This window comes from Chryseobacterium sp. UF-81, assembly GCF_058245105.1.
On the sequence record NZ_JBSIBX010000011.1, the window covers coordinates 55,250 to 72,994 of the forward strand.

At 37.8% G+C, this 17,745-nt stretch carries 19 protein-coding genes; 10 read left to right on the forward strand and 9 right to left on the reverse strand.

Features of this window, described 5'->3' with window-relative positions:
• The first annotated feature begins 4 nt into the window (after positions 1 to 4).
• The 6 genes from AC4IFE_RS15155 to sufD all read left to right on the forward strand — a co-directional run bounded on the left by AC4IFE_RS15155 (position 5) and on the right by sufD (position 4,923).
• Positions 5 to 334, forward strand: a complete 330-nt coding sequence (locus tag AC4IFE_RS15155) for a HesB/IscA family protein (protein ID WP_111954251.1) — start codon at positions 5 to 7, stop codon at positions 332 to 334.
• A gap of 32 nt (positions 335 to 366) precedes the next feature.
• A complete protein-coding gene (locus AC4IFE_RS15160) occupies positions 367 to 741 on the forward strand; it encodes a four helix bundle protein (protein ID WP_490757981.1) in 375 nt (124 codons plus the stop codon).
• 38 nt (positions 742 to 779) lie between these two features.
• The gene (sufB, locus tag AC4IFE_RS15165; RefSeq protein ID WP_490757982.1) at positions 780 to 2,228 is read left to right on the forward strand and encodes a Fe-S cluster assembly protein SufB; all 1,449 of its coding nucleotides are present in this window, start codon (positions 780 to 782) and stop codon (positions 2,226 to 2,228) included.
• A gap of 7 nt (positions 2,229 to 2,235) precedes the next feature.
• Positions 2,236 to 2,739: a GNAT family N-acetyltransferase gene (locus AC4IFE_RS15170; RefSeq protein WP_490757983.1), complete on the forward strand. Its 504-nt coding sequence runs from the start codon at positions 2,236 to 2,238 to the stop codon at positions 2,737 to 2,739.
• An 18-nt stretch (positions 2,740 to 2,757) separates the two neighbouring features.
• Positions 2,758 to 3,501, forward strand: coding sequence for a Fe-S cluster assembly ATPase SufC (gene sufC / locus AC4IFE_RS15175; protein ID WP_490757984.1), 744 nt, complete (start codon positions 2,758 to 2,760; stop codon positions 3,499 to 3,501).
• 114 nt (positions 3,502 to 3,615) lie between these two features.
• Positions 3,616 to 4,923 carry a Fe-S cluster assembly protein SufD gene (sufD, locus tag AC4IFE_RS15180; protein WP_490758101.1) on the forward strand — a complete coding sequence of 436 codons (1,308 nt, stop codon included), beginning with the start codon at positions 3,616 to 3,618 and terminating at the stop codon, positions 4,921 to 4,923.
• 188 nt (positions 4,924 to 5,111) lie between these two features.
• On the opposite strand, the gene AC4IFE_RS15185 is transcribed toward sufD, so the two are convergent.
• A complete protein-coding gene (locus AC4IFE_RS15185; RefSeq protein ID WP_490757985.1) occupies positions 5,112 to 6,032 on the reverse strand; it encodes a DUF3078 domain-containing protein in 921 nt (306 codons plus the stop codon).
• A 217-nt stretch (positions 6,033 to 6,249) separates the two neighbouring features.
• Positions 6,250 to 7,176, reverse strand: coding sequence for a DUF3078 domain-containing protein (locus tag AC4IFE_RS15190; RefSeq protein ID WP_490757986.1), 927 nt, complete (start codon positions 7,174 to 7,176; stop codon positions 6,250 to 6,252).
• A gap of 253 nt (positions 7,177 to 7,429) precedes the next feature.
• Between AC4IFE_RS15190 and AC4IFE_RS15195 the strand changes: the two genes are divergently transcribed.
• From AC4IFE_RS15195 to gdhA, 3 genes are all read left to right on the forward strand, one after another.
• Positions 7,430 to 8,197 carry a rhomboid family intramembrane serine protease gene (locus AC4IFE_RS15195; protein ID WP_490757987.1) on the forward strand — a complete coding sequence of 256 codons (768 nt, stop codon included), beginning with the start codon at positions 7,430 to 7,432 and terminating at the stop codon, positions 8,195 to 8,197.
• A gap of 35 nt (positions 8,198 to 8,232) precedes the next feature.
• Positions 8,233 to 9,342 (forward strand): DNA-processing protein DprA, encoded by a 1,110-nt coding sequence (dprA, locus tag AC4IFE_RS15200; protein ID WP_490757988.1) that lies wholly within the window; start codon positions 8,233 to 8,235, stop codon positions 9,340 to 9,342.
• A 190-nt stretch (positions 9,343 to 9,532) separates the two neighbouring features.
• Complete coding sequence (gene gdhA, locus AC4IFE_RS15205) at positions 9,533 to 10,891, forward strand: NADP-specific glutamate dehydrogenase (protein ID WP_223558007.1); 1,359 nt, start codon at positions 9,533 to 9,535, stop codon at positions 10,889 to 10,891.
• Positions 10,892 to 11,056: 165 nt separating this feature from the next.
• On the opposite strand, the gene AC4IFE_RS15210 is transcribed toward gdhA, so the two are convergent.
• From AC4IFE_RS15210 to AC4IFE_RS15230, 5 genes are all read right to left on the reverse strand, one after another.
• Entirely contained in the window at positions 11,057 to 12,577 is a 1,521-nt protein-coding gene (locus AC4IFE_RS15210) for an amidohydrolase family protein (protein ID WP_490757989.1), read from the reverse strand.
• A 104-nt stretch (positions 12,578 to 12,681) separates the two neighbouring features.
• Positions 12,682 to 13,422, reverse strand: coding sequence for a LytTR family transcriptional regulator DNA-binding domain-containing protein (locus AC4IFE_RS15215; RefSeq protein WP_490757990.1), 741 nt, complete (start codon positions 13,420 to 13,422; stop codon positions 12,682 to 12,684).
• Positions 13,423 to 13,572: 150 nt separating this feature from the next.
• Complete coding sequence (locus AC4IFE_RS15220) at positions 13,573 to 13,905, reverse strand: hypothetical protein (RefSeq protein ID WP_490757991.1); 333 nt, start codon at positions 13,903 to 13,905, stop codon at positions 13,573 to 13,575.
• Positions 13,906 to 14,017: 112 nt separating this feature from the next.
• On the reverse strand, positions 14,018 to 14,506 hold the full coding sequence (locus tag AC4IFE_RS15225) for a YkgJ family cysteine cluster protein (protein ID WP_490757992.1): 489 nt from the start codon (positions 14,504 to 14,506) through the stop codon (positions 14,018 to 14,020).
• A 4-nt stretch (positions 14,507 to 14,510) separates the two neighbouring features.
• Positions 14,511 to 15,476, reverse strand: coding sequence for an ion channel (locus AC4IFE_RS15230; protein ID WP_490757993.1), 966 nt, complete (start codon positions 15,474 to 15,476; stop codon positions 14,511 to 14,513).
• Positions 15,477 to 15,630: 154 nt separating this feature from the next.
• On the opposite strand from AC4IFE_RS15230, the gene AC4IFE_RS15235 reads away from it, so the two are divergent.
• The gene (locus tag AC4IFE_RS15235) at positions 15,631 to 16,011 is read left to right on the forward strand and encodes a group III truncated hemoglobin (RefSeq protein ID WP_490757994.1); all 381 of its coding nucleotides are present in this window, start codon (positions 15,631 to 15,633) and stop codon (positions 16,009 to 16,011) included.
• A gap of 47 nt (positions 16,012 to 16,058) precedes the next feature.
• Here the strand turns inward: AC4IFE_RS15235 and AC4IFE_RS15240 are convergent, their stop codons facing one another.
• Positions 16,059 to 17,129: a calcium:cation antiporter gene (locus tag AC4IFE_RS15240; protein WP_490757995.1), complete on the reverse strand. Its 1,071-nt coding sequence runs from the start codon at positions 17,127 to 17,129 to the stop codon at positions 16,059 to 16,061.
• 245 nt (positions 17,130 to 17,374) lie between these two features.
• Entirely contained in the window at positions 17,375 to 17,713 is a 339-nt protein-coding gene (locus AC4IFE_RS15245) for a DUF6122 family protein (protein WP_490757996.1), read from the reverse strand.
• Positions 17,714 to 17,745: the final 32 nt, after the last annotated feature.

Here is a 17,745-nt window from a genome sequence, read left to right on the forward strand (position 1 = left end):
TACAATGATAAAAGTATCAGATCAAGCAAAAGCAAAAGCCATTCAGCTGATGACAGAGGATGGTTTCAACGCTGCTGAGGATTATATAAGAGTAGGGGTTAAAAGTGGAGGATGCTCTGGTTTAGAATATGTTTTGGGTTTCGATAATAAAAAAACAGATGCAGATCAGGTTTTTGAAGATAATGAAATCAAAATTGTTGTAGATAAAAAATCTATCCTCTATTTAGCAGGAACAACTCTTGAATACTCAGGAGGATTAAACGGAAAGGGGTTTGTTTTCAACAATCCTAATGCATCCAGAACGTGTGGTTGTGGAGAATCTTTCAGTCTTTGAGACTGATTAAAAGATTTAGAGATTAAGAAATTATGACTGTCTCATTTGAAAATTTCCCGATTTATAAAAAGGCAATTGCATTTACAGTTAAAATTTTTAAAATCCTTGATAATGAAAATTTACAAAAAGAATTTTCACTCAAAGATCAGCTAAAAAGAGCGACTTTATCAATAACTAATAATATTGCGGAGGGCTCAGAATATGGAAGTAACAAACAATTTATCAGATTTCTTTGGATTTCAAAAGGAAGTTGCGCTGAAGTCAGAAATATGCTGTTTGTTTTATACAGTTTAGAGAAAATCAATGATGAAATTTTCAATCCACTTAATACTGAGTGTCTGGAAATAACAAAAAAGATTTATCATTTTATAAAATATCTTGAAAAGAGCACTTTAGATGCTAAGTAATTTTTAAATTCCTTAATTTCTGAATCTCTTAATAAATTATGAGTAAATATACTGAAGACGATTTAAGAGTCGATCTAGAAAATAAAAAATATGAATTCGGGTGGGAAACGAAGATAGATTATGAAGAGTTTCCAATCGGTTTAAATGAAGATATTGTCCGTGCGATCTCCGCGAAAAAAGAGGAGCCGGAATGGATGACAGAATGGCGTCTGGAGTCCTTCAGAATCTGGCTGAAAATGGCTGAACCTACCTGGGCAAACATTAAATATGAAAAACCTGATTTTCAGGCCATTAAATATTATGCTGCACCGAAAGCAAAACCTGAACTGGAGAGCTTAGATGAGGTAGATCCCGAATTGTTGGCCACTTTCGCAAAATTAGGAATCAATATCGAAGAACAAAAAAGACTTTCAGGAGTTGCAGTAGACATCGTAATAGATTCCGTTTCTGTGAAAACCACTTTCCAGGATACCTTAATGGAAAAAGGGATTATTTTCTGTTCTATTTCAGAAGCTATTAAAAACCATCCTGAGCTAGTAAGAAAATACCTTGGAAAAGTAGTTCCAAGGGGAGATAATTTTTATTCAGCACTGAATTCCGCAGTATTTTCTGACGGAAGCTTCTGCTATATTCCAAAAGGCGTAAGATGCCCGATGGAGCTTTCAACCTATTTCCGTATCAATCAGGCAGGAACAGGCCAGTTCGAAAGAACACTTGTAATTGCTGATGAAGGAAGTTATGTTTCTTACCTTGAAGGCTGTACTGCCCCATCAAGAGATGAAAACCAGCTTCACGCAGCTGTTGTGGAACTTATCGCAATGGATAATGCAGAAATCAAATACTCCACTGTTCAAAACTGGTATCCGGGGAATGAAGAAGGAAAAGGCGGGGTGTTCAATTTTGTAACAAAAAGAGGACTTTGTGAGAAAAATGCAAAAATCTCCTGGACACAGGTTGAAACAGGTTCTGCCGTAACCTGGAAATATCCGTCTTGTATACTGAAAGGAGATAACTCTATTGGGGAATTCTACTCTATTGCAGTAACCAACAATCACCAATATGCAGATACGGGAACAAAAATGATTCATATTGGGAAAAATACCAAGTCTACGATCATTTCAAAAGGTATTTCTGCAGGAAAATCTCAGAATTCATACAGAGGACTGGTAAAAGTAATGCCTTCTGCAAAAGGAGCAAGAAACTTCTCCCAGTGCGATTCCCTGTTAATGGGTAATGAATGTGGTGCACACACCTTCCCTTATATTGAAATCAAAGACCCTACTGCCCAGCTGGAGCATGAAGCGACCACTTCGAAAATCGGAGAAGATCAGATCTTCTACTGTAACCAGAGAGGTATAGACACCGAAAGAGCTATTGCCCTGATTGTAAATGGCTTCAGTAAAGAAGTTTTGAATAAGCTTCCCATGGAATTTGCCATTGAGGCTCAGAAATTATTGGAAATTTCTCTTGAAGGCTCTGTTGGATAATTTAAGGATGGAAACTACAGAAAACTTAATTTTAAGGAGACCTGAAAATGCTGATTTTGAAAGGTTTTTTGAAATTAATAAAGATCCACAGACTAATCTGTATAATCCAAGTGGACCCATGAACGCTGCAAAAGCAGAAAGTACATTCAAAAGAATGATGGAACATTGGGATCAATATAATTTTGGAGGCTGGACCATTATAGCAAAAGAAAACAAGAGTATTATCGGCTTTGGAGGCTTAAGCTATAAAATGTATGGAGAGGAAGAAAAACTAAATCTTGGATATCGCTTTGCTGTGGAAGCATGGGGAAAAGGATATGCAACAGAGTTCACAAAGAAAGCTATAGAATTTGGATTTACCAGTATCAGTAAAGAAGAGATATTTGGAATTGTCCGCCCTGACAATATAGCTTCTGTTAAAGTTTTGGAAAAGGCAGGTATGACACAGATAGGGACGCTTAACGATGTTCCCGGTCAGCCTGAAAGTTTAGTATATAGAATTCAAAAATAATTTGTTTAGCAAATAAAAATGTTAGAAATAAAAAACTTGCACGCCAAAATTGAAGATGGCGCAGAAATTTTAAAAGGTATTAATCTTGAAATAAAACCGGGGGAAGTTCATGCGATCATGGGTCCGAACGGAGCTGGAAAATCTACGCTTTCTTCTGTAATTGCAGGAAAAGAGGAGTATGAAGTAACGGAAGGAGAAATTCTTTTTCAGGGAGAAAATATCGGCGAAGATGCTCCTGAGGACAGAGCGCATAAAGGGATCTTCCTTTCTTTCCAGTATCCGGTGGAAATTCCCGGGGTATCTGTAACCAACTTCATTAAAGCTGCTTTAAACGAAACAAGAAAAGCAAACGGACTGGATGAAATGCCGGCAAAAGAAATGCTTGCTCTTATCCGCGAAAAGTCTGAACAATTAGGCATAAAAAAAGATTTCCTTTCCAGATCACTGAACGAAGGTTTCTCCGGAGGTGAAAAGAAAAGAAACGAGATCTTCCAGATGATGATGCTTAATCCTAAACTGGCTATTCTTGATGAAACAGATTCAGGATTAGATATCGACGCTTTAAGAATCGTTGCGGACGGTGTGAACCACTTTAAAAATGAAGGAAATGCAGTTCTTCTGATTACTCACTATCAGAGATTGCTTAATTATATCCAGCCTGACTTTGTTCACGTTCTTGCCAATGGAAAGATCATCAAAACCGGTGATAAATCCCTTGCTTTAGAGCTTGAAGAAAAAGGTTACGACTGGCTTCTTAACTAAAAAGAAACCTTTTCGGCAGGGATTATCAATCCTTTCTGAAGATGCGGAAAAACCGCAGTAAATAGTATTATTTTTAAATATATAAAATAAGGTGTGATGGCCGAAATATCAGTAATGGCTTTATACGATCAGATTATTGACAATCACAGTGAATTTTTGGAGAGCCTTCGTCACAGATTTCTGGATGAAGATAGGAAAACTGCTCTTCAGAATTTCGAAAACTTAGGTTTTCCGACAAAAAAAGACGAAGAATATAAATATACCAGCATCAAAGAGATCACAGAGAAAAACTACAACTTTTTCCCTAAAGAAAGTCATAATATTACCAAAGAACAGCTGGATCAGCTGCATCTGGGTGAAGAAAATTTTGACTGGATCGTTTTTGTGAACGGTAAGCTTCATAAAGAGCTTTCAAAAGTTTCTATCGAGAATGTAGAATTTCTTTCATTCAACTATGCTTTGAATGATGAGAAACACAAAGAAGTATTTGATAAATATTTCAATACCATTGCTTCTAAAGATACAGCTTTCACAAACTTAAATCTTGCTTATTGCAAATACGGTTTCTTCCTGAAGGTTCCTAAAAATGTAGTGATCGAAAAACCGATTCATATTTTCTACATTTCTCAGAATCAGGAAGAAAATACGTTCTATAATACAAGAAATTTACTGATTGTAGAAGAAGGGGCAAAAGTAGAGGTAATAGAAAGCCATCATAATTTCGACAGTACTTATGTGCTGACGAATTCTGTGACGGAGATCTTTACTTCTCCTAATGCAAAAGCAGACTGGCACAAGCTTCAGAATGACAACAACACGTCATATCTTATTGACAGCACTTTCGCAAGACAGGAAAAAGACAGCTTAACTACTGTGAACACTTTCTCTTTTGGAGGAAAACTGGTAAGAAATAACCTGGATTTCATACATAACGGAAGCAATATCAATTCGTTTATGAACGGAATCACCATCATTGGAAAAGATCAGCTGGTGGATCACCATACAGCAGTTCACCACAATTTCCCGAACTGTGAAAGCTACCAGAACTACAAAGGTATTTTCGATGGAAATGCACACGGTGTATTCAACGGAAAGGTTTTTGTAAATAAAATTGCCCAGAAAACCAATGCCTACCAGCAGAACAATAATGTATTGCTAAGTGAAGGAGCTACTATTGATACCAAACCTCAATTGGAGATCTTTGCTGATGATGTAAAATGTTCCCACGGTTGTACAGTGGGCCAGCTTAATGAAGATGCACTGTTCTATTTAAGAGCAAGAGGAATCTCCAAAAAAGAAGCTCAGGCATTGCTTTTATATGCCTTTGCCAATGATGCCATGCAAAACATTGACATTGAACCGCTTAAAGAAAAAATCTCAAAACTTTTAGCTGAAAAGCTTCAGGTTGATATAGAATTTTAAGACTAATATAAATTGATACCAAAAAGCACTTCGAACTGAAGTGCTTTTTTATTTAAGGACGATGGAAGCTTGAAGCCGGAAGTCAACTCCATACTTTATTGTTAGTTAAAGAGTTAATTTCTTTAATTTCAGAAATATAAACCCAGTAGTAACTTCCTGCTTCCCTCCCCCAGCTTCCAACCCTATAATTATTTCATCCAGGACTGATTATCTTTCCTATCGGAGCGTTTTTTCCCGTTATCGATATTATACGCGAATCCTACTCCTAAAGTCTGTTTAAGCTGTGTTTTTTGGATCTGGTTATGATCATACAGTAAATCAAGCGTAACATTCGTAGAAATAAACTTATTGATCTTCATATTAAGGATTCCGCTATACCCAAGAACCAAATGATCAGGATGGTCAAGATAATTTGAAAATACCGACGCAGAATTGGTCAGGTTAATATTCTCCATGATCTTGATCTTATAAATAGCCGTACCCAGGAAACCGAACTGAAACAGAGAAGAGTCACCGTTATTTTTAAGTCCATAAGTTCCCGCGGTCTGGAGATCTTCATCCAGAACAAATGTCCATCTTGCATTAGCAGGACGAAGCGTCATGGTAAAATTATCATTGGGACGGTAGGTAACCCCTGCACCGATATTAAGGTATCCAGGAGCCATAAAATTGGAGATTTTTTTAGCATCAGGATTATTTCCGTCTTCATAACCACCGGCAAATTGTGTCTGAAGGCCAATACCGCCTGAAAGATACCAGTTCTTGGCAAACTCTCGTCCGTAATTGGTCGACAGGTTGATCACATCCTGTGTCTTTCTGGTTCCGATGCCTTTTGTATTATTCTGCCCATACCCCAGAATGATGATATTTTCCCAGAGATCCTTCCCTTTTTCATAAGTAAGGTTATAATTAACTCCGGCAAGCCATCCTACATTGTTGGCTCCTCCGCCAACCCAGTTTGAGAATGCAGCCTGATTGAGCATTAATGTATTTTGTCCCTGGACAGACCATGCTTTTACAGTATCTGATTTAGCAGCATCAGTTTTGGCTTCCTGAGCCATTGTGGTGATTCCGGCAGAAATGGAAACGGCCAATAAAAGTTTTTTCATAGATAAGGATTTTCGTTACAAAAATATACATATAATTTTTGTTAAAAAACTAATCACTCAAAATTGAAATATTAAATTAGTATTTAATGCATTAAAAGACTGCAAAATACATCCGGAAAGGAGTCAAAATGAACTTATCTCTACTTAAAATCACATACCATATCATAAAAAGGCACCTCAATACTGAAGCGCCTTGTTATTAAACTGAATGTATAGTCTATTTTTTGATCCACCACTGGCTGTCTTTACGGTCAGAACGCTTTACCCCGTTATTCAGAGTATAGGCAAATCCTATCCCAAGCGTTTGCTTCAGCTGCGTTTTCTGGATTTGATTATGATCATAGAGCAGATCCAAAGTGACATTGGATGATATAAATTTATTGACCTTGAAATTTATAACAGCTCCATAAGCAAGAACCAGCCGTTCCGGATGGTCCAGATAATTGGAGAATACAGAGGCAGTATTGGTTATATTAATATTCTCCATCAGTTTTACTTTGTATAAAGCCGTTCCCAGAAAACCGAACTGCAAAAGTGAAGTATCACCGTCATTTTTCAAACCATAACTTCCTGCAAACTGCAAGTCTTTATCCAGAACAAAAGTCCATCTGGCGTTGATAGGACGCATGGTTACCGTAAGATTATCATTAGGCCTGTATGTAATACCCATACCGAGGTTCAGATAACCGGGAGCCATAAAATTGGAGATTTTTTTAGCGGCCGGATTGTTCCCGTCTTCATATCCCTTATAAAATTGTGACTGTAACCCCACTCCCGCAGAAAAATACCAGCTTTTCGAGAATTTACGCCCATAATTGGTAGAAATATTCATAACATCCTGTGTTTTCCTTACGCCAAGCCCTTTGGTATCATTCTGTCCATAATCCAGGGCAATAATGTTTTCCCAGAGATCGTTATCTTTTTCATAAGTTATATTGTAATTTACCCCTGCAAGCCATCCTACGTTGTTGGCGCCTCCGCCCACCCAGTTTGAGAATGCAGCCTGATTGATCATCAGGGTATTTTTCCCTAGTACCGACCAGTATTTTACCGTATCTGCAACTACTGAATCTTTTTTCAATTCTTCTTGTGCACTTGCATAAATCCCCATAGAAAAGGAAAGAATCAATAAAAACTTCTTCATTATTTATATGATTATCATTACAAAAATATTAATATAATTTTTTTAATACGAATATTGGCCTATAAAAGCTTTAAACAGATTAAAATCTCTTCAACAGCTAAAAACAGGCCAGTTTAATACATTCAATCTCAAAATATTAGGTCCTGCATTTAAAAATTGAAACCTTTTGTCCTAAAATAACCTCTGCTCTTTGAAATACATCGACAAATTTTCCGAAATTTATCATTGGCTTTTGATTTGACGTAACCTCGACATGTTTAAAAATATAATTTCCAAAAGAGCTGTTATAACCCCTTTGCTGATGCTCTCGGCCATGTGGTTCGGCTACTTTCTGCAGATGCAGGGCTTTTTCCAAAGCTGTTTTGGGGCTATAATACCTCTGTTGCCGGAAGGCTTACTGGGAATCATTACTTCTCCCCTTCTGCATGGAAATATTGATCATATCATAAGCAACTCTATCCCGGTAGCAGTACTTCTGTTTCTTTTATATCAGTTTTATCCATTGGTGGCCAATAAAGTCTTTATTATCGGTTGGCTGGCAACAGGACTGCTGGTCTGGCTGCTGCCTCCGATAGACATTCTTACCGGCGATTATATATATACCTGCACCATTGGGGCCAGCGGAGTGGTATATGTCCTTGCATTCTTCCTCTTCTTCAGCGGAGTTTTCAAATGGAATATGAAGCTTCTCACTATATCAATGCTTGTTGTTCTTTATTACGGTAGTTTAGTTTGGGGTATGTTTCCGGAGGAATTATTCTACAATCTTCAGGAACCGAGCAAAATATCGTGGCAGGCTCACCTTTCGGGAGCCGTTGTGGGAAGTGTCATTGCCTTTGCGTTTAAAAATGTGGGCGACAGGAAAAAGAAATACATTTGGGAATTCCCAAACTATTACAGCGAAAAAGACGATAAACTGTGGCAGGAGTATAAAGAAAACCATCCGGAGGATTTTCTCGAACTCCCTTATAAAAAAAGAGATGATATCTGGGATCATTTGGATGAATTAAGAAAAAAATAAAAACTTATTTCATTACATTTGAAAAAAAACACACAATGATCAATGAAGAATATTTCTACGCAATCGCCCTACGCGAATGCAGCCTGATCGGAGATGTTAATTTTCAAAAACTTATCCGGACCTTTGGAAGCGCTGAAGAAGCATGGAAAAAAGCCAAAAGGGAATTCAGCAAAGCAGATGGCATAGGAAAAAAAACCGTAGCTGATATCGGTAATGAAGAGTATCTGAAATTTGCAGAAAACGAGATCAGATTCTGCGAAAAGAACAATATCCGGATCAGGCTACGACATCTCAAAGAACTTCCATATCTGCTTAATGAATGCGACGATGCTCCTGCAATTCTCTATCAAAAAGGAAATTTTGACGATTCCCTACCGAAAATCAGCATTGTAGGAACACGGAATATGACCTCCTACGGCAAGCAGTTCCTCGGAGATTTCTTCGAAGCATCAAAGTCCTCTAAATACATATCCGTCAGCGGATTAGCTCTTGGCGTTGACAAAGAGGCTCACGAGCAGTCTATTCAGTTTAAAATTCCTACCATGGCAATTCTTGCTCATGGTTTTCATACACTTTACCCCTCAAAAAACAGGAAATTATCTGAAAAAATACTGCAGGAGGGCGGCACTTTAATAACAGAATTTAATTCTTCGCGGAAACCGGACCGCGAAAATTTCATTCAAAGAAACAGAATTATAGCCGGGATTTCTCCTACAACGATAGTGGTAGAAACAGGGTTTGGAGGTGGATCAATAAGTACTGCATCCTTCGCCAACGAATATAACCGTGAAGTTTTCGCCCTTCCCGGAAGGATAACGGATCCATACAGCCAGGGATGCAATCAGCTGATTTTCCAGAATAAGGCAGCTGCCATTTCCACCATTAAGGGACTCATAGATTCAATCGGGCTCAATTCTCCAAAAGAGAAACCCGGAGAACTGTTTCCCTATAGTGAAACAATTATACAACTTACTGATACTCAGGAAAGCATATATCAATCGATAAAAGCCAATCCTCAGGTATCTCTGGATGATCTCGCACAGATGATTTCGGTGCCGTCTTATAAAATCCTTCCTGTAATTCTGGAATTGGAACTTTTAGGGAAAGTAAAATCATTTTCCGGGAGGCAATTCATGGCAATTTGAGAATTAACGATTTCTTAATATTGCATTATTTGCGACCTAACTTTTAATTTTTAACAAAATTTGAACATAAATTATTAATTTAATAATATTTCGAAACATTATTATTAAATTTTTAATAATGTTGAAATATGGTGTTGTGAATCTTGAAAAAAAAATTAAATTTGTTGACAATAATATTCAACCCTAATATATGGAACAATATAATATTGACCAGAAAATCCAGGAGTTTATTGCCAAGATTGAAGCAAAAAATCCTAATGAACCAGAATTTTTACAAGCCGTAAAAGAAGTAGCTGTGACTGTAATTCCGTTTATTATGACCAAAAAGGAATATACAGGAATGAAACTTCTAGAGAGAATGGCTGAAGCTGAAAGAATTATTATTTTCAGAGTTCCATGGGTTGATGACAAAGGAGAGATTCAGGTAAACAGAGGTTTCAGAATTCAGATGAACTCTGCGATCGGGCCATACAAAGGAGGAATTCGTTTCCATCCTACAGTAAACCTTTCAGTTCTTAAATTTTTAGCTTTCGAGCAGGTATTTAAAAACTCACTGACCACTCTTCCAATGGGAGGAGGTAAAGGAGGCTCAGATTTTGATCCGCAAGGAAAATCTGATATGGAAGTAATGCGTTTCTGCCAGGCTTTCATGACTGAGCTTTGTAAGCATATCGGTCCTGAAACAGATGTACCTGCAGGGGACATTGGTGTAGGAGCAAGAGAGATCGGATATCTTTTCGGGCAATACAAAAAAATAAGAAACGAATTTACCGGAGTACTTACCGGAAAAGGTCTTGCTTACGGAGGTTCACTGATCCGTCCTGAAGCTACAGGATACGGTGTGGTTTATTTCGCAGAGCAAATGCTTAAAACCATCAACGAGACTTTCAAGGATAAAACTGTAAGTGTATCAGGTTTCGGAAACGTAGCCTGGGGAGTAATCAAAAAGGCAACTGAGCTTGGTGCTAAAGTAGTAACAATTTCTGGCCCGGACGGTTATATCTATGATAAAGATGGGATCAGCGGCGAAAAGATCGACTATTTATTAGAATTGAGATCTTCAGGAAACAACAGAGCTGAAGATTATGCTAAAAAATATCCTTCTGCAGAATTCCACGCAGGAAAACGTCCTTGGGAAGTGAAATGTGATGTAGCATTCCCTTCTGCTACCCAAAATGAACTGGATCTTGAAGATGCTAAAGTTTTGGTAGAAAACGGATGTCTTTGTGTTACTGAAGCAGCGAATATGCCTTCTACTTTAGACGCCATCAATTATTTCCTTGATAACAAAATATTGTTCTCACCTGGTAAGGCTTCCAATGCCGGAGGTGTTGCTACTTCAGGTCTTGAGATGACGCAGAACTCTATCCGTCTTAACTGGACTTCTGAAGAAGTTGATGCAAGACTGAAGGAGATCATGATCGGAATCCACAAAGCTTGTAGAGACTACGGAAAAGATGAAGACGGCTACGTAAACTACGTGAAAGGGGCAAATATTGCCGGATTCGTGAAAGTTGCGGAAGCAATGCTGGCTCAGGGAGTGGTATAAAATAAATAAAGGTTGGGAAATTCCCAGCCTTTTTTGATATAGCCTGTTCCCGGGATAATGGGAAAAAAGTAAAAAGTGAAAGGAGAAAGCGCTGTACATGTACAGCGCTTTTTTTATTTTGTCAGGACTAAAGAACCAGCTGATTCAGAGAAGCTCTGCTACCCATTACTTTAAGTATTCACTTATTTTTATATTCCTGTTTTCGTTATTTGCATCTTCTATAGCATTTAGAATGGTTTTGATTTGTTTCTTGTTAATTACATACTTATTAAAAAACACGTATTCGATAATCTTTGTATTTTTAATATTTTCTAATGGATTCCTGCTAAGCAGTATCAGATCTGAATGATACCCCACTTTTATTTTTCCTGTTTTACTTTTCATCCAATTGCCCGGCGCAACAGTTGCGGAATAAATAGCCTGTGAATTGGTCATCCCTGAATTAGATAAAGACTCCAGCTCATTATGAAGAGAAAACCCGGGAACAACAGTGGCTACATTAGCATCCGTTCCGGCCATAATGGTCACTTTATGAGCTACCAACGCCTTTGTCATCATGTGGATCGCTTCTGCATATGTCTTCCAGAAAATCAATGACCGTTTCTTTGCTTCAGGTTCATCTTTTCCATCATATTCGTATCCGTTTTTACCCGGTAACCAGCCCAGTTTGTAAAGCGGAGTTCCTTCAATAATGGGAGGATTGACATACTTTAATTCAATTTCTTTAAGTTTAGACTTTAAATCAAATCTTTGAGTAATAAAACTTTCAGATAACCAAACCGTTGAAGTAACACTAATGTTTTGATCCTTCAATTTTTTTGCTATCTGCTCTGACCGTATTTTGAGAAAGCTGAGGTAGCCATCCGGGTTTTCAGAAATGGATTTCCCAAATTCATCGATCGTCTTGACCGTAATTTCTTCAATATGAGCCACCTCAATTTGGCCTGACTGATAAAAAGTATCTAGATTAACCAATGGGATATGTCCAATGACCGGAATGTTATTTTCCCTGCCCATATCTATGGTTGTTTTAAACATTTCAGGATTCACAAAACCGTACATTTTAATGGCATCATAACCTTGTTTACTTATTTTACGGATTGCTTTTTGAGCATCGTCTTTATTGGAATAATTAATAGACTGTCTCGTCCAGCCATAATAATAACCCGCTAATCCTTTTTCACTAAATATGGGTGGAGATGCGATAAACATTCGCGGCCCGAGACCGTTTTTACGTATTGATTCCCTCCATTCTAAAATAACCGGCTGACCAGCCATTTCTCTAATGTAAGTAACCCCATTAGCCAGGTATAAAAACAAATCGTTCCTGCTTTCTTTTAAATGGACATGACTGTCTACGAAGCCCGGAATTAAATATTGTCCGCTCCCGTCAATACTGGTAGCCATTTCATTCACTATCTGATTTTCACTTAATCCGACAATCACACCATCCTTAATGAGGACATTCTGGTTCTTAATAAAATGACTGCAATCTTCTGACAGAACATTCACATTCCGTATCTGAATTATTTTTGACGGTTTAATCATCGAAGAGAAATCTACAATCTTCGTACTCTTACCCAAGACCTTATTTAATTCATGATCTGCCCACATAAATCCACCAATAAGAATGCCTGACAATAGTATAACAGCATACAGAACTCTCCTGACCCAGCGCTTTTTCATAAATTATTTGTTTTTATTTTGAAAGGCAAAATAAGTACAAATGCTCCCCGAAACCATCTGATTTGAGGAGTTAGGGATGAAATGTGCGGTTTTAGGTACGAAAATTATAAGGATAATAAACGTTCCCTATAATTTTTAGAAACGGGAATTTCAAGTTGAGTAAGAGAAATGGTATCCTGATTTTTCCAGGCCTTAAAATGAGAAGGATTTATCAAATGGGAACGATGAACCTGAATCAAAAAATCACAGTCACTCTGAATTTTTTTCAGAGTACTTCGAATAAGCTTTGTTTTTAAATCATTACCATCTATAAAGAAAATTTCAACATAATTTTGTGCATTGGAAACACAGATTAAATCACTTTTTTTAATATTTAAAATATCCAGCTTATTCTCGCCTCTGATCATGATATGATCGTCCTTGGCAGGAATTAATGTCACAACATACATCCTGGCCAAAACTAATATTGGTGTGGAAATTAAGGCTAATTTAAGGGTGATTGTGCTTACAAATTCAAGGAAATCATATCCTCCATCTAAAGCGGGACTTTTATAAAACCCATACGTACTTATCGCATAAAAAAGTTGAAAAAAAATGAGGCTCATTATTTCAAATCCACTGTTCCATCCTGACTGTTTATAATAAACCCTTTTCTGAATAATGGCCAGTACACCATAACATAGAAAAGCAATTAGGCTAAATCCTATACTGATAAGAACCCAGGCTTTAAAACTTACCGTTCCATCATCAAATGGTCTTATAAGAAAAGCGAAGATAAAAAGCCAGATACCAAGGAGGATTCCTATCAGTAAATGATGCTTAATCGAAGGGTTTAATCTTTTCATTGAATAAAAAGGCTGTTGGCCTGGTTGGTTTCGGTTATATTTTTACTCAACAGGAAATATACATAAATAATACTTTGATTAAATTGATTACCTATAAAAAATCCTGAGATATTCATCTCAGGATTCCCTTTCTACTTTGCTCAATATCTACTACTTAGATGACTTTGCTTTTTTCTTAGCTTTTCTTCCTTCTTTTGTTGCCTCTGCAGGCTTTGCAGCATCTGTTGCGGTCTCTGCATTCACTGTAGCGGTAGCATCAGTTGTTGCAACCGGAGTTGTTGCATCCACCGTAGAGGTTGTTGTGGTATTTTGTGTTTGAGTACTGGTCTCTGTAGTAGTGCTCGGCTGCGTATTCTGCTGTTGAGTCTGAGTGGTCTGGTTATTAGAGGTATCAGCTGGCTTTTGCGGTTGTGTCTGTGCCTGGGCCGATATTGCGGTTACGCCGACTAAAGTAAACGCTGCAGTTAAAACTAACTTTTTCATAATATAATTTTTAAATGGTTGTTTAACTTAAACGACACTCTCTTTACTAAATTATGTGTAACAGTCTTATTTAACGTACTTTATAATTATTTATGATATTTTATACGAAGGATTATTTTGAAATATTCCTCATCATTTTTTCCACGAACTCAAATGCAGCCGGGCATATAACAGTATTTTTCAGCATTAAACTGTTGATCTGGTAAATCTTTTTACGATCTGTATGCGGATATTCCCGGCAGGCTTTCGGCCTTACTTCATAAATGGAGCAGGTATTGTCATTATTGAGGAAAAAACACGGAAGATTCTGAAGCACCTTATCGTTATCTTCGTCTACCCTTAAAAATTTAGCTTCAAAATCAGCCTGCTTCATTCGCAGGTGTTTTGAAATACGTTCTATATCTTTTTCGGTATATAAAGGCCCTGTTGTTTTACAGCAATTGGCACACTGCAGACAATCCACTTCATCAAAAACTTCATCATGGGTTTCCTGAACTACATAATCAAGGTTTTTGGGCGGTTTCTTTTTCAGCCCGTCCAGAAATTTTTTATGCTCTTTCTGCTTCTGTAAAGCCTGCTTTTTGTAAAGGTCTAAATTCATTTATTTATATCTCCGGCACGGCCGGAAGATCTGCTTTTTGGTGGTCATTAATTTTATCCAGGTCCAATATGGTTGTCTGATCATTATTATCCGGATAGTACATGGGAGCAAACTTAGCTCCGTAAACAATTTCAGCTGAGACATAGGAAGATCTCTGAACCACCGTATTGGAAAAGACTTCATCAAATGCCCGAACCTGAACGATAATCTCAATATCCGTGTTCTTAAAATCATCTTCAGAAAAGCCATAAAATGGGGAGTCTTCCTTTATTTCATGAACTACCGTCCAGTTCAGCGCCAGAGTGTTGATCTTGCTCAGATGGGTTTTTAAAGAATAAAAATTACTTTTCGGAACTCCATTCTCAATCACTTCAATAGCTGTTGAAACAATAACATCTGCATCCGTCAAGGCATTGTTCTTATAAGGGGCCAGCCTGAACATCAAAGCCCTTGATTCTTTAAACGGAGCAATAACTGCAATGTCCGAAAACCGGAGGTAAGCTCTCGGCCTGGAGAATCTTCCGTAAAAAAGTCCGGTTGCAATGGCAAAGGTAAGCAATCCCAGAAAAGCTTCAAAGGTGGCTACCAAGCTCGCCGTAAAACCTACAGGCGCAATTCTTCCGTAACCTACTGTGGTAAAGGTTTGCGAACTGAAGAAAAACACATCAATGAATTCGTTCAGGGGGTCACTTTTATCAATTCCGGTAAGATGCTCTACACCAATGAGATAATAAATGAGTGCGAATACCAGATTAATGAGAATATAGGCGATCACCAGATAAGATAAGAAGCGGAAAGTTGAGAGATTCAGCATGGTGTGATACCAGCTGAGCCTGTTGAATACATTCACTCCTCTCCGCTTTACATTCGGAAGCCCGTCCCTATTGATGAACCTTCCGGATGCATTGCTGCCAAAGCCACTGTTTTCGGTATTTTTCTGACGGATCTTCTGTCTGAATCCTCTTGCCATCTTATAATAATTTATTTTGTCCGTTAACTGTAATAAACCAAATTGTTATTGCCAATTTTGCCTCTTTTACGATGCAAAGATAAATTATTGTTTTCATGAAATTTATCAAGCTGCCGATTGAATTTATATTTTGATTTTGCAGTACATTTGAATTATGAAAAAACTGGAATCAAGAGAGGATATTCAGCATCTTGTCAATTCATTTTATGCCAAAGTCGTTAAGGATGAAACGATTGGGTTTTTCTTTAATGATGTCGCCAAAGTAAACTGGGATAAACATCTTCCTAAAATGTATTCGTTCTGGGAATCTATTCTTTTTGGACAGATGAGCTACAAAGGAAATCCTATGGCTGTTCATTTTCCGATCAATGAAATTCAGGCTATGGAACAGAAACACTTTGATCAGTGGCTGAAGCTTTGGAGAGAAACCATTGAGGAGAATTTTGCCGGAGAAAATGCAGATATGGCCATTTATAAATCCGAAAATATTGCCAGGCTGATGGCTTTTAAAATGGAAATGGCGAGGAGGCTGTGATACAAGTTGGAGAGTTTTGGGGTTTGAGAGTTTGTCAGTGAGAAATGTTATGGGACGATAACCGTAAAAATGTAGGCAGCGAGATTCACCAATAAAACGGTTCCGTACAGGACATTCGTTTTTCCTCGGCTTAAGGAAAGCATTACAATAAATACGGATAATGACAGCAGGATAATATCTTTTTTATCAAGTCCTAAGACCAGCGGGATATCATAAATGATACAAACGGTAGACACCGCCGGAATCGTCAGCCCGATGCTTGCCAAAGCAGATCCCAGCGCCAGATTTAGGCTGGATTGTATCTGGTTGCTTCTTGCGGCACGTATAGCGGCTACTCCTTCAGGAAGAAGTACTACCCCTGCAATAATTACCCCTACCAAAGATTTCGGTGCACCGATACTTTGTACCATTCCTTCAATGGTTCCGGAAAGACCTTTGGCCATCAATACAACAATAATCAGGCATACTACCAGAAAACCGAAGCTTATCAGCGTCTTTTTCAACGAAGGAATATAATGTTCTTCCGGATGCTCATCAGGAACGATAAAGTAGCTTCTGTGGCGCACGGTCTGTACCATCAGGAAAATTCCGTAGATCACGAGACAGGCAATGGAAATAAAAATAAGCTGGGCTTCGTTATAGAAAGGTCCGTTGACACTTGAGGTAAAATTGGGAAGAACAAGGGTAAGCACCAGAATGGAAACAATACTTACCAGGTAAGTCGTAGCGGAAGTTCTTGCGAAGAACTGTTCATGATATTTTACACCGCCTATAAGGATACAAATCCCCAGAATCCCGTTAAGAATAATCATTACGGCAGCAAAAACGGTATCTCTGGCCAGCGTGATCGCCTGATCTCCGCCGGCAACCATCAGTGAGATGATAAGCGCAACTTCAATAATGGTGATACAGAGGGCAAGAATAATGGTTCCGAAAGGTTCTCCTACTTTATGAGCTACCACTTCTGCGTGATGCACTGCGGATAAGACGCTTCCGGTGAGCAGGATTCCTGCAAGAACATCATATAAAATTCCGGTTCCCATCAGTCCGGAAAAGTAATACCCCACAGCAAGGACAGGGAAAATATACGTATAATGTAAAAATTCTTTTAATCTCATAAAGTGTCTACAAAATACAAAAAATCTATGAAATTTGAAATATCAAAAGAAAATATTAATCATATTTTAATTTAACAAAGTAAGGAAGCCGGGAGTTAGAAGAGGGAATTTATTGAGGTCATAAGTGATGACGCCTACCTACTTTTTTATCCTTTTAAATCCTACTTTATTAATTTATTATCATCTCAATTGATATTGAAACCGGCTATTAATTTCCAGCCTCCCTCTTTCCATCTTCGCTGTTTCTAATGGATCCACAGGTTAAAATCCAGAAAATCCGTCAGCATATGAAACAAAAGACCAATGGCCACAATTCTGATATTTCCTTTAAAAAAGAGCAGCAAAAAATACACCGCAATAGCATAATAGGAATGTAAAATATGAAAGCCTATGCTATTTCTTGACGGATCAAAAACAGGATGGGCAAAAAGATGATCCAGATCTACGAGCATGGTAGCCAACATAATGAGATAAGCTTTTTTCCAGTTTTTACGGAAAAAGATAAGGGCAATGAAAACCGGAAAAACCAGATGTAAAAAATAATGTGTAAAAGTTTTCAGCAGTGCAATGTCAGATGGTCCCATTAATACTTTTTATGTTCAAATTTGAAGGATTT

What these genes read in the sequence shown, in the direction of transcription:
- AC4IFE_RS15155 (WP_111954251.1), top strand. Translation starts at nt 5, where the DNA reads ATGATAAAAGTATCAGATCAAGCAAAAGCAAAAGCCATTCAGCTGATG.
- AC4IFE_RS15160 (WP_490757981.1), top strand. Translation starts at nt 367, where the DNA reads ATGACTGTCTCATTTGAAAATTTCCCGATTTATAAAAAGGCAATTGCA.
- sufB (WP_490757982.1), top strand. Translation starts at nt 780, where the DNA reads ATGAGTAAATATACTGAAGACGATTTAAGAGTCGATCTAGAAAATAAA.
- AC4IFE_RS15170 (WP_490757983.1), top strand. Translation starts at nt 2,236, where the DNA reads ATGGAAACTACAGAAAACTTAATTTTAAGGAGACCTGAAAATGCTGAT.
- sufC (WP_490757984.1), top strand. Translation starts at nt 2,758, where the DNA reads ATGTTAGAAATAAAAAACTTGCACGCCAAAATTGAAGATGGCGCAGAA.
- sufD (WP_490758101.1), top strand. Translation starts at nt 3,616, where the DNA reads ATGGCTTTATACGATCAGATTATTGACAATCACAGTGAATTTTTGGAG.
- AC4IFE_RS15185 (WP_490757985.1), bottom strand. Translation starts at nt 6,032, where the DNA reads ATGAAAAAACTTTTATTGGCCGTTTCCATTTCTGCCGGAATCACCACA.
- AC4IFE_RS15190 (WP_490757986.1), bottom strand. Translation starts at nt 7,176, where the DNA reads ATGAAGAAGTTTTTATTGATTCTTTCCTTTTCTATGGGGATTTATGCA.
- AC4IFE_RS15195 (WP_490757987.1), top strand. Translation starts at nt 7,430, where the DNA reads ATGTTTAAAAATATAATTTCCAAAAGAGCTGTTATAACCCCTTTGCTG.
- dprA (WP_490757988.1), top strand. Translation starts at nt 8,233, where the DNA reads ATGATCAATGAAGAATATTTCTACGCAATCGCCCTACGCGAATGCAGC.
- gdhA (WP_223558007.1), top strand. Translation starts at nt 9,533, where the DNA reads ATGGAACAATATAATATTGACCAGAAAATCCAGGAGTTTATTGCCAAG.
- AC4IFE_RS15210 (WP_490757989.1), bottom strand. Translation starts at nt 12,577, where the DNA reads ATGAAAAAGCGCTGGGTCAGGAGAGTTCTGTATGCTGTTATACTATTG.
- AC4IFE_RS15215 (WP_490757990.1), bottom strand. Translation starts at nt 13,422, where the DNA reads ATGAAAAGATTAAACCCTTCGATTAAGCATCATTTACTGATAGGAATC.
- AC4IFE_RS15220 (WP_490757991.1), bottom strand. Translation starts at nt 13,905, where the DNA reads ATGAAAAAGTTAGTTTTAACTGCAGCGTTTACTTTAGTCGGCGTAACC.
- AC4IFE_RS15225 (WP_490757992.1), bottom strand. Translation starts at nt 14,506, where the DNA reads ATGAATTTAGACCTTTACAAAAAGCAGGCTTTACAGAAGCAGAAAGAG.
- AC4IFE_RS15230 (WP_490757993.1), bottom strand. Translation starts at nt 15,476, where the DNA reads ATGGCAAGAGGATTCAGACAGAAGATCCGTCAGAAAAATACCGAAAAC.
- AC4IFE_RS15235 (WP_490757994.1), top strand. Translation starts at nt 15,631, where the DNA reads ATGAAAAAACTGGAATCAAGAGAGGATATTCAGCATCTTGTCAATTCA.
- AC4IFE_RS15240 (WP_490757995.1), bottom strand. Translation starts at nt 17,129, where the DNA reads ATGAGATTAAAAGAATTTTTACATTATACGTATATTTTCCCTGTCCTT.
- AC4IFE_RS15245 (WP_490757996.1), bottom strand. Translation starts at nt 17,713, where the DNA reads ATGGGACCATCTGACATTGCACTGCTGAAAACTTTTACACATTATTTT.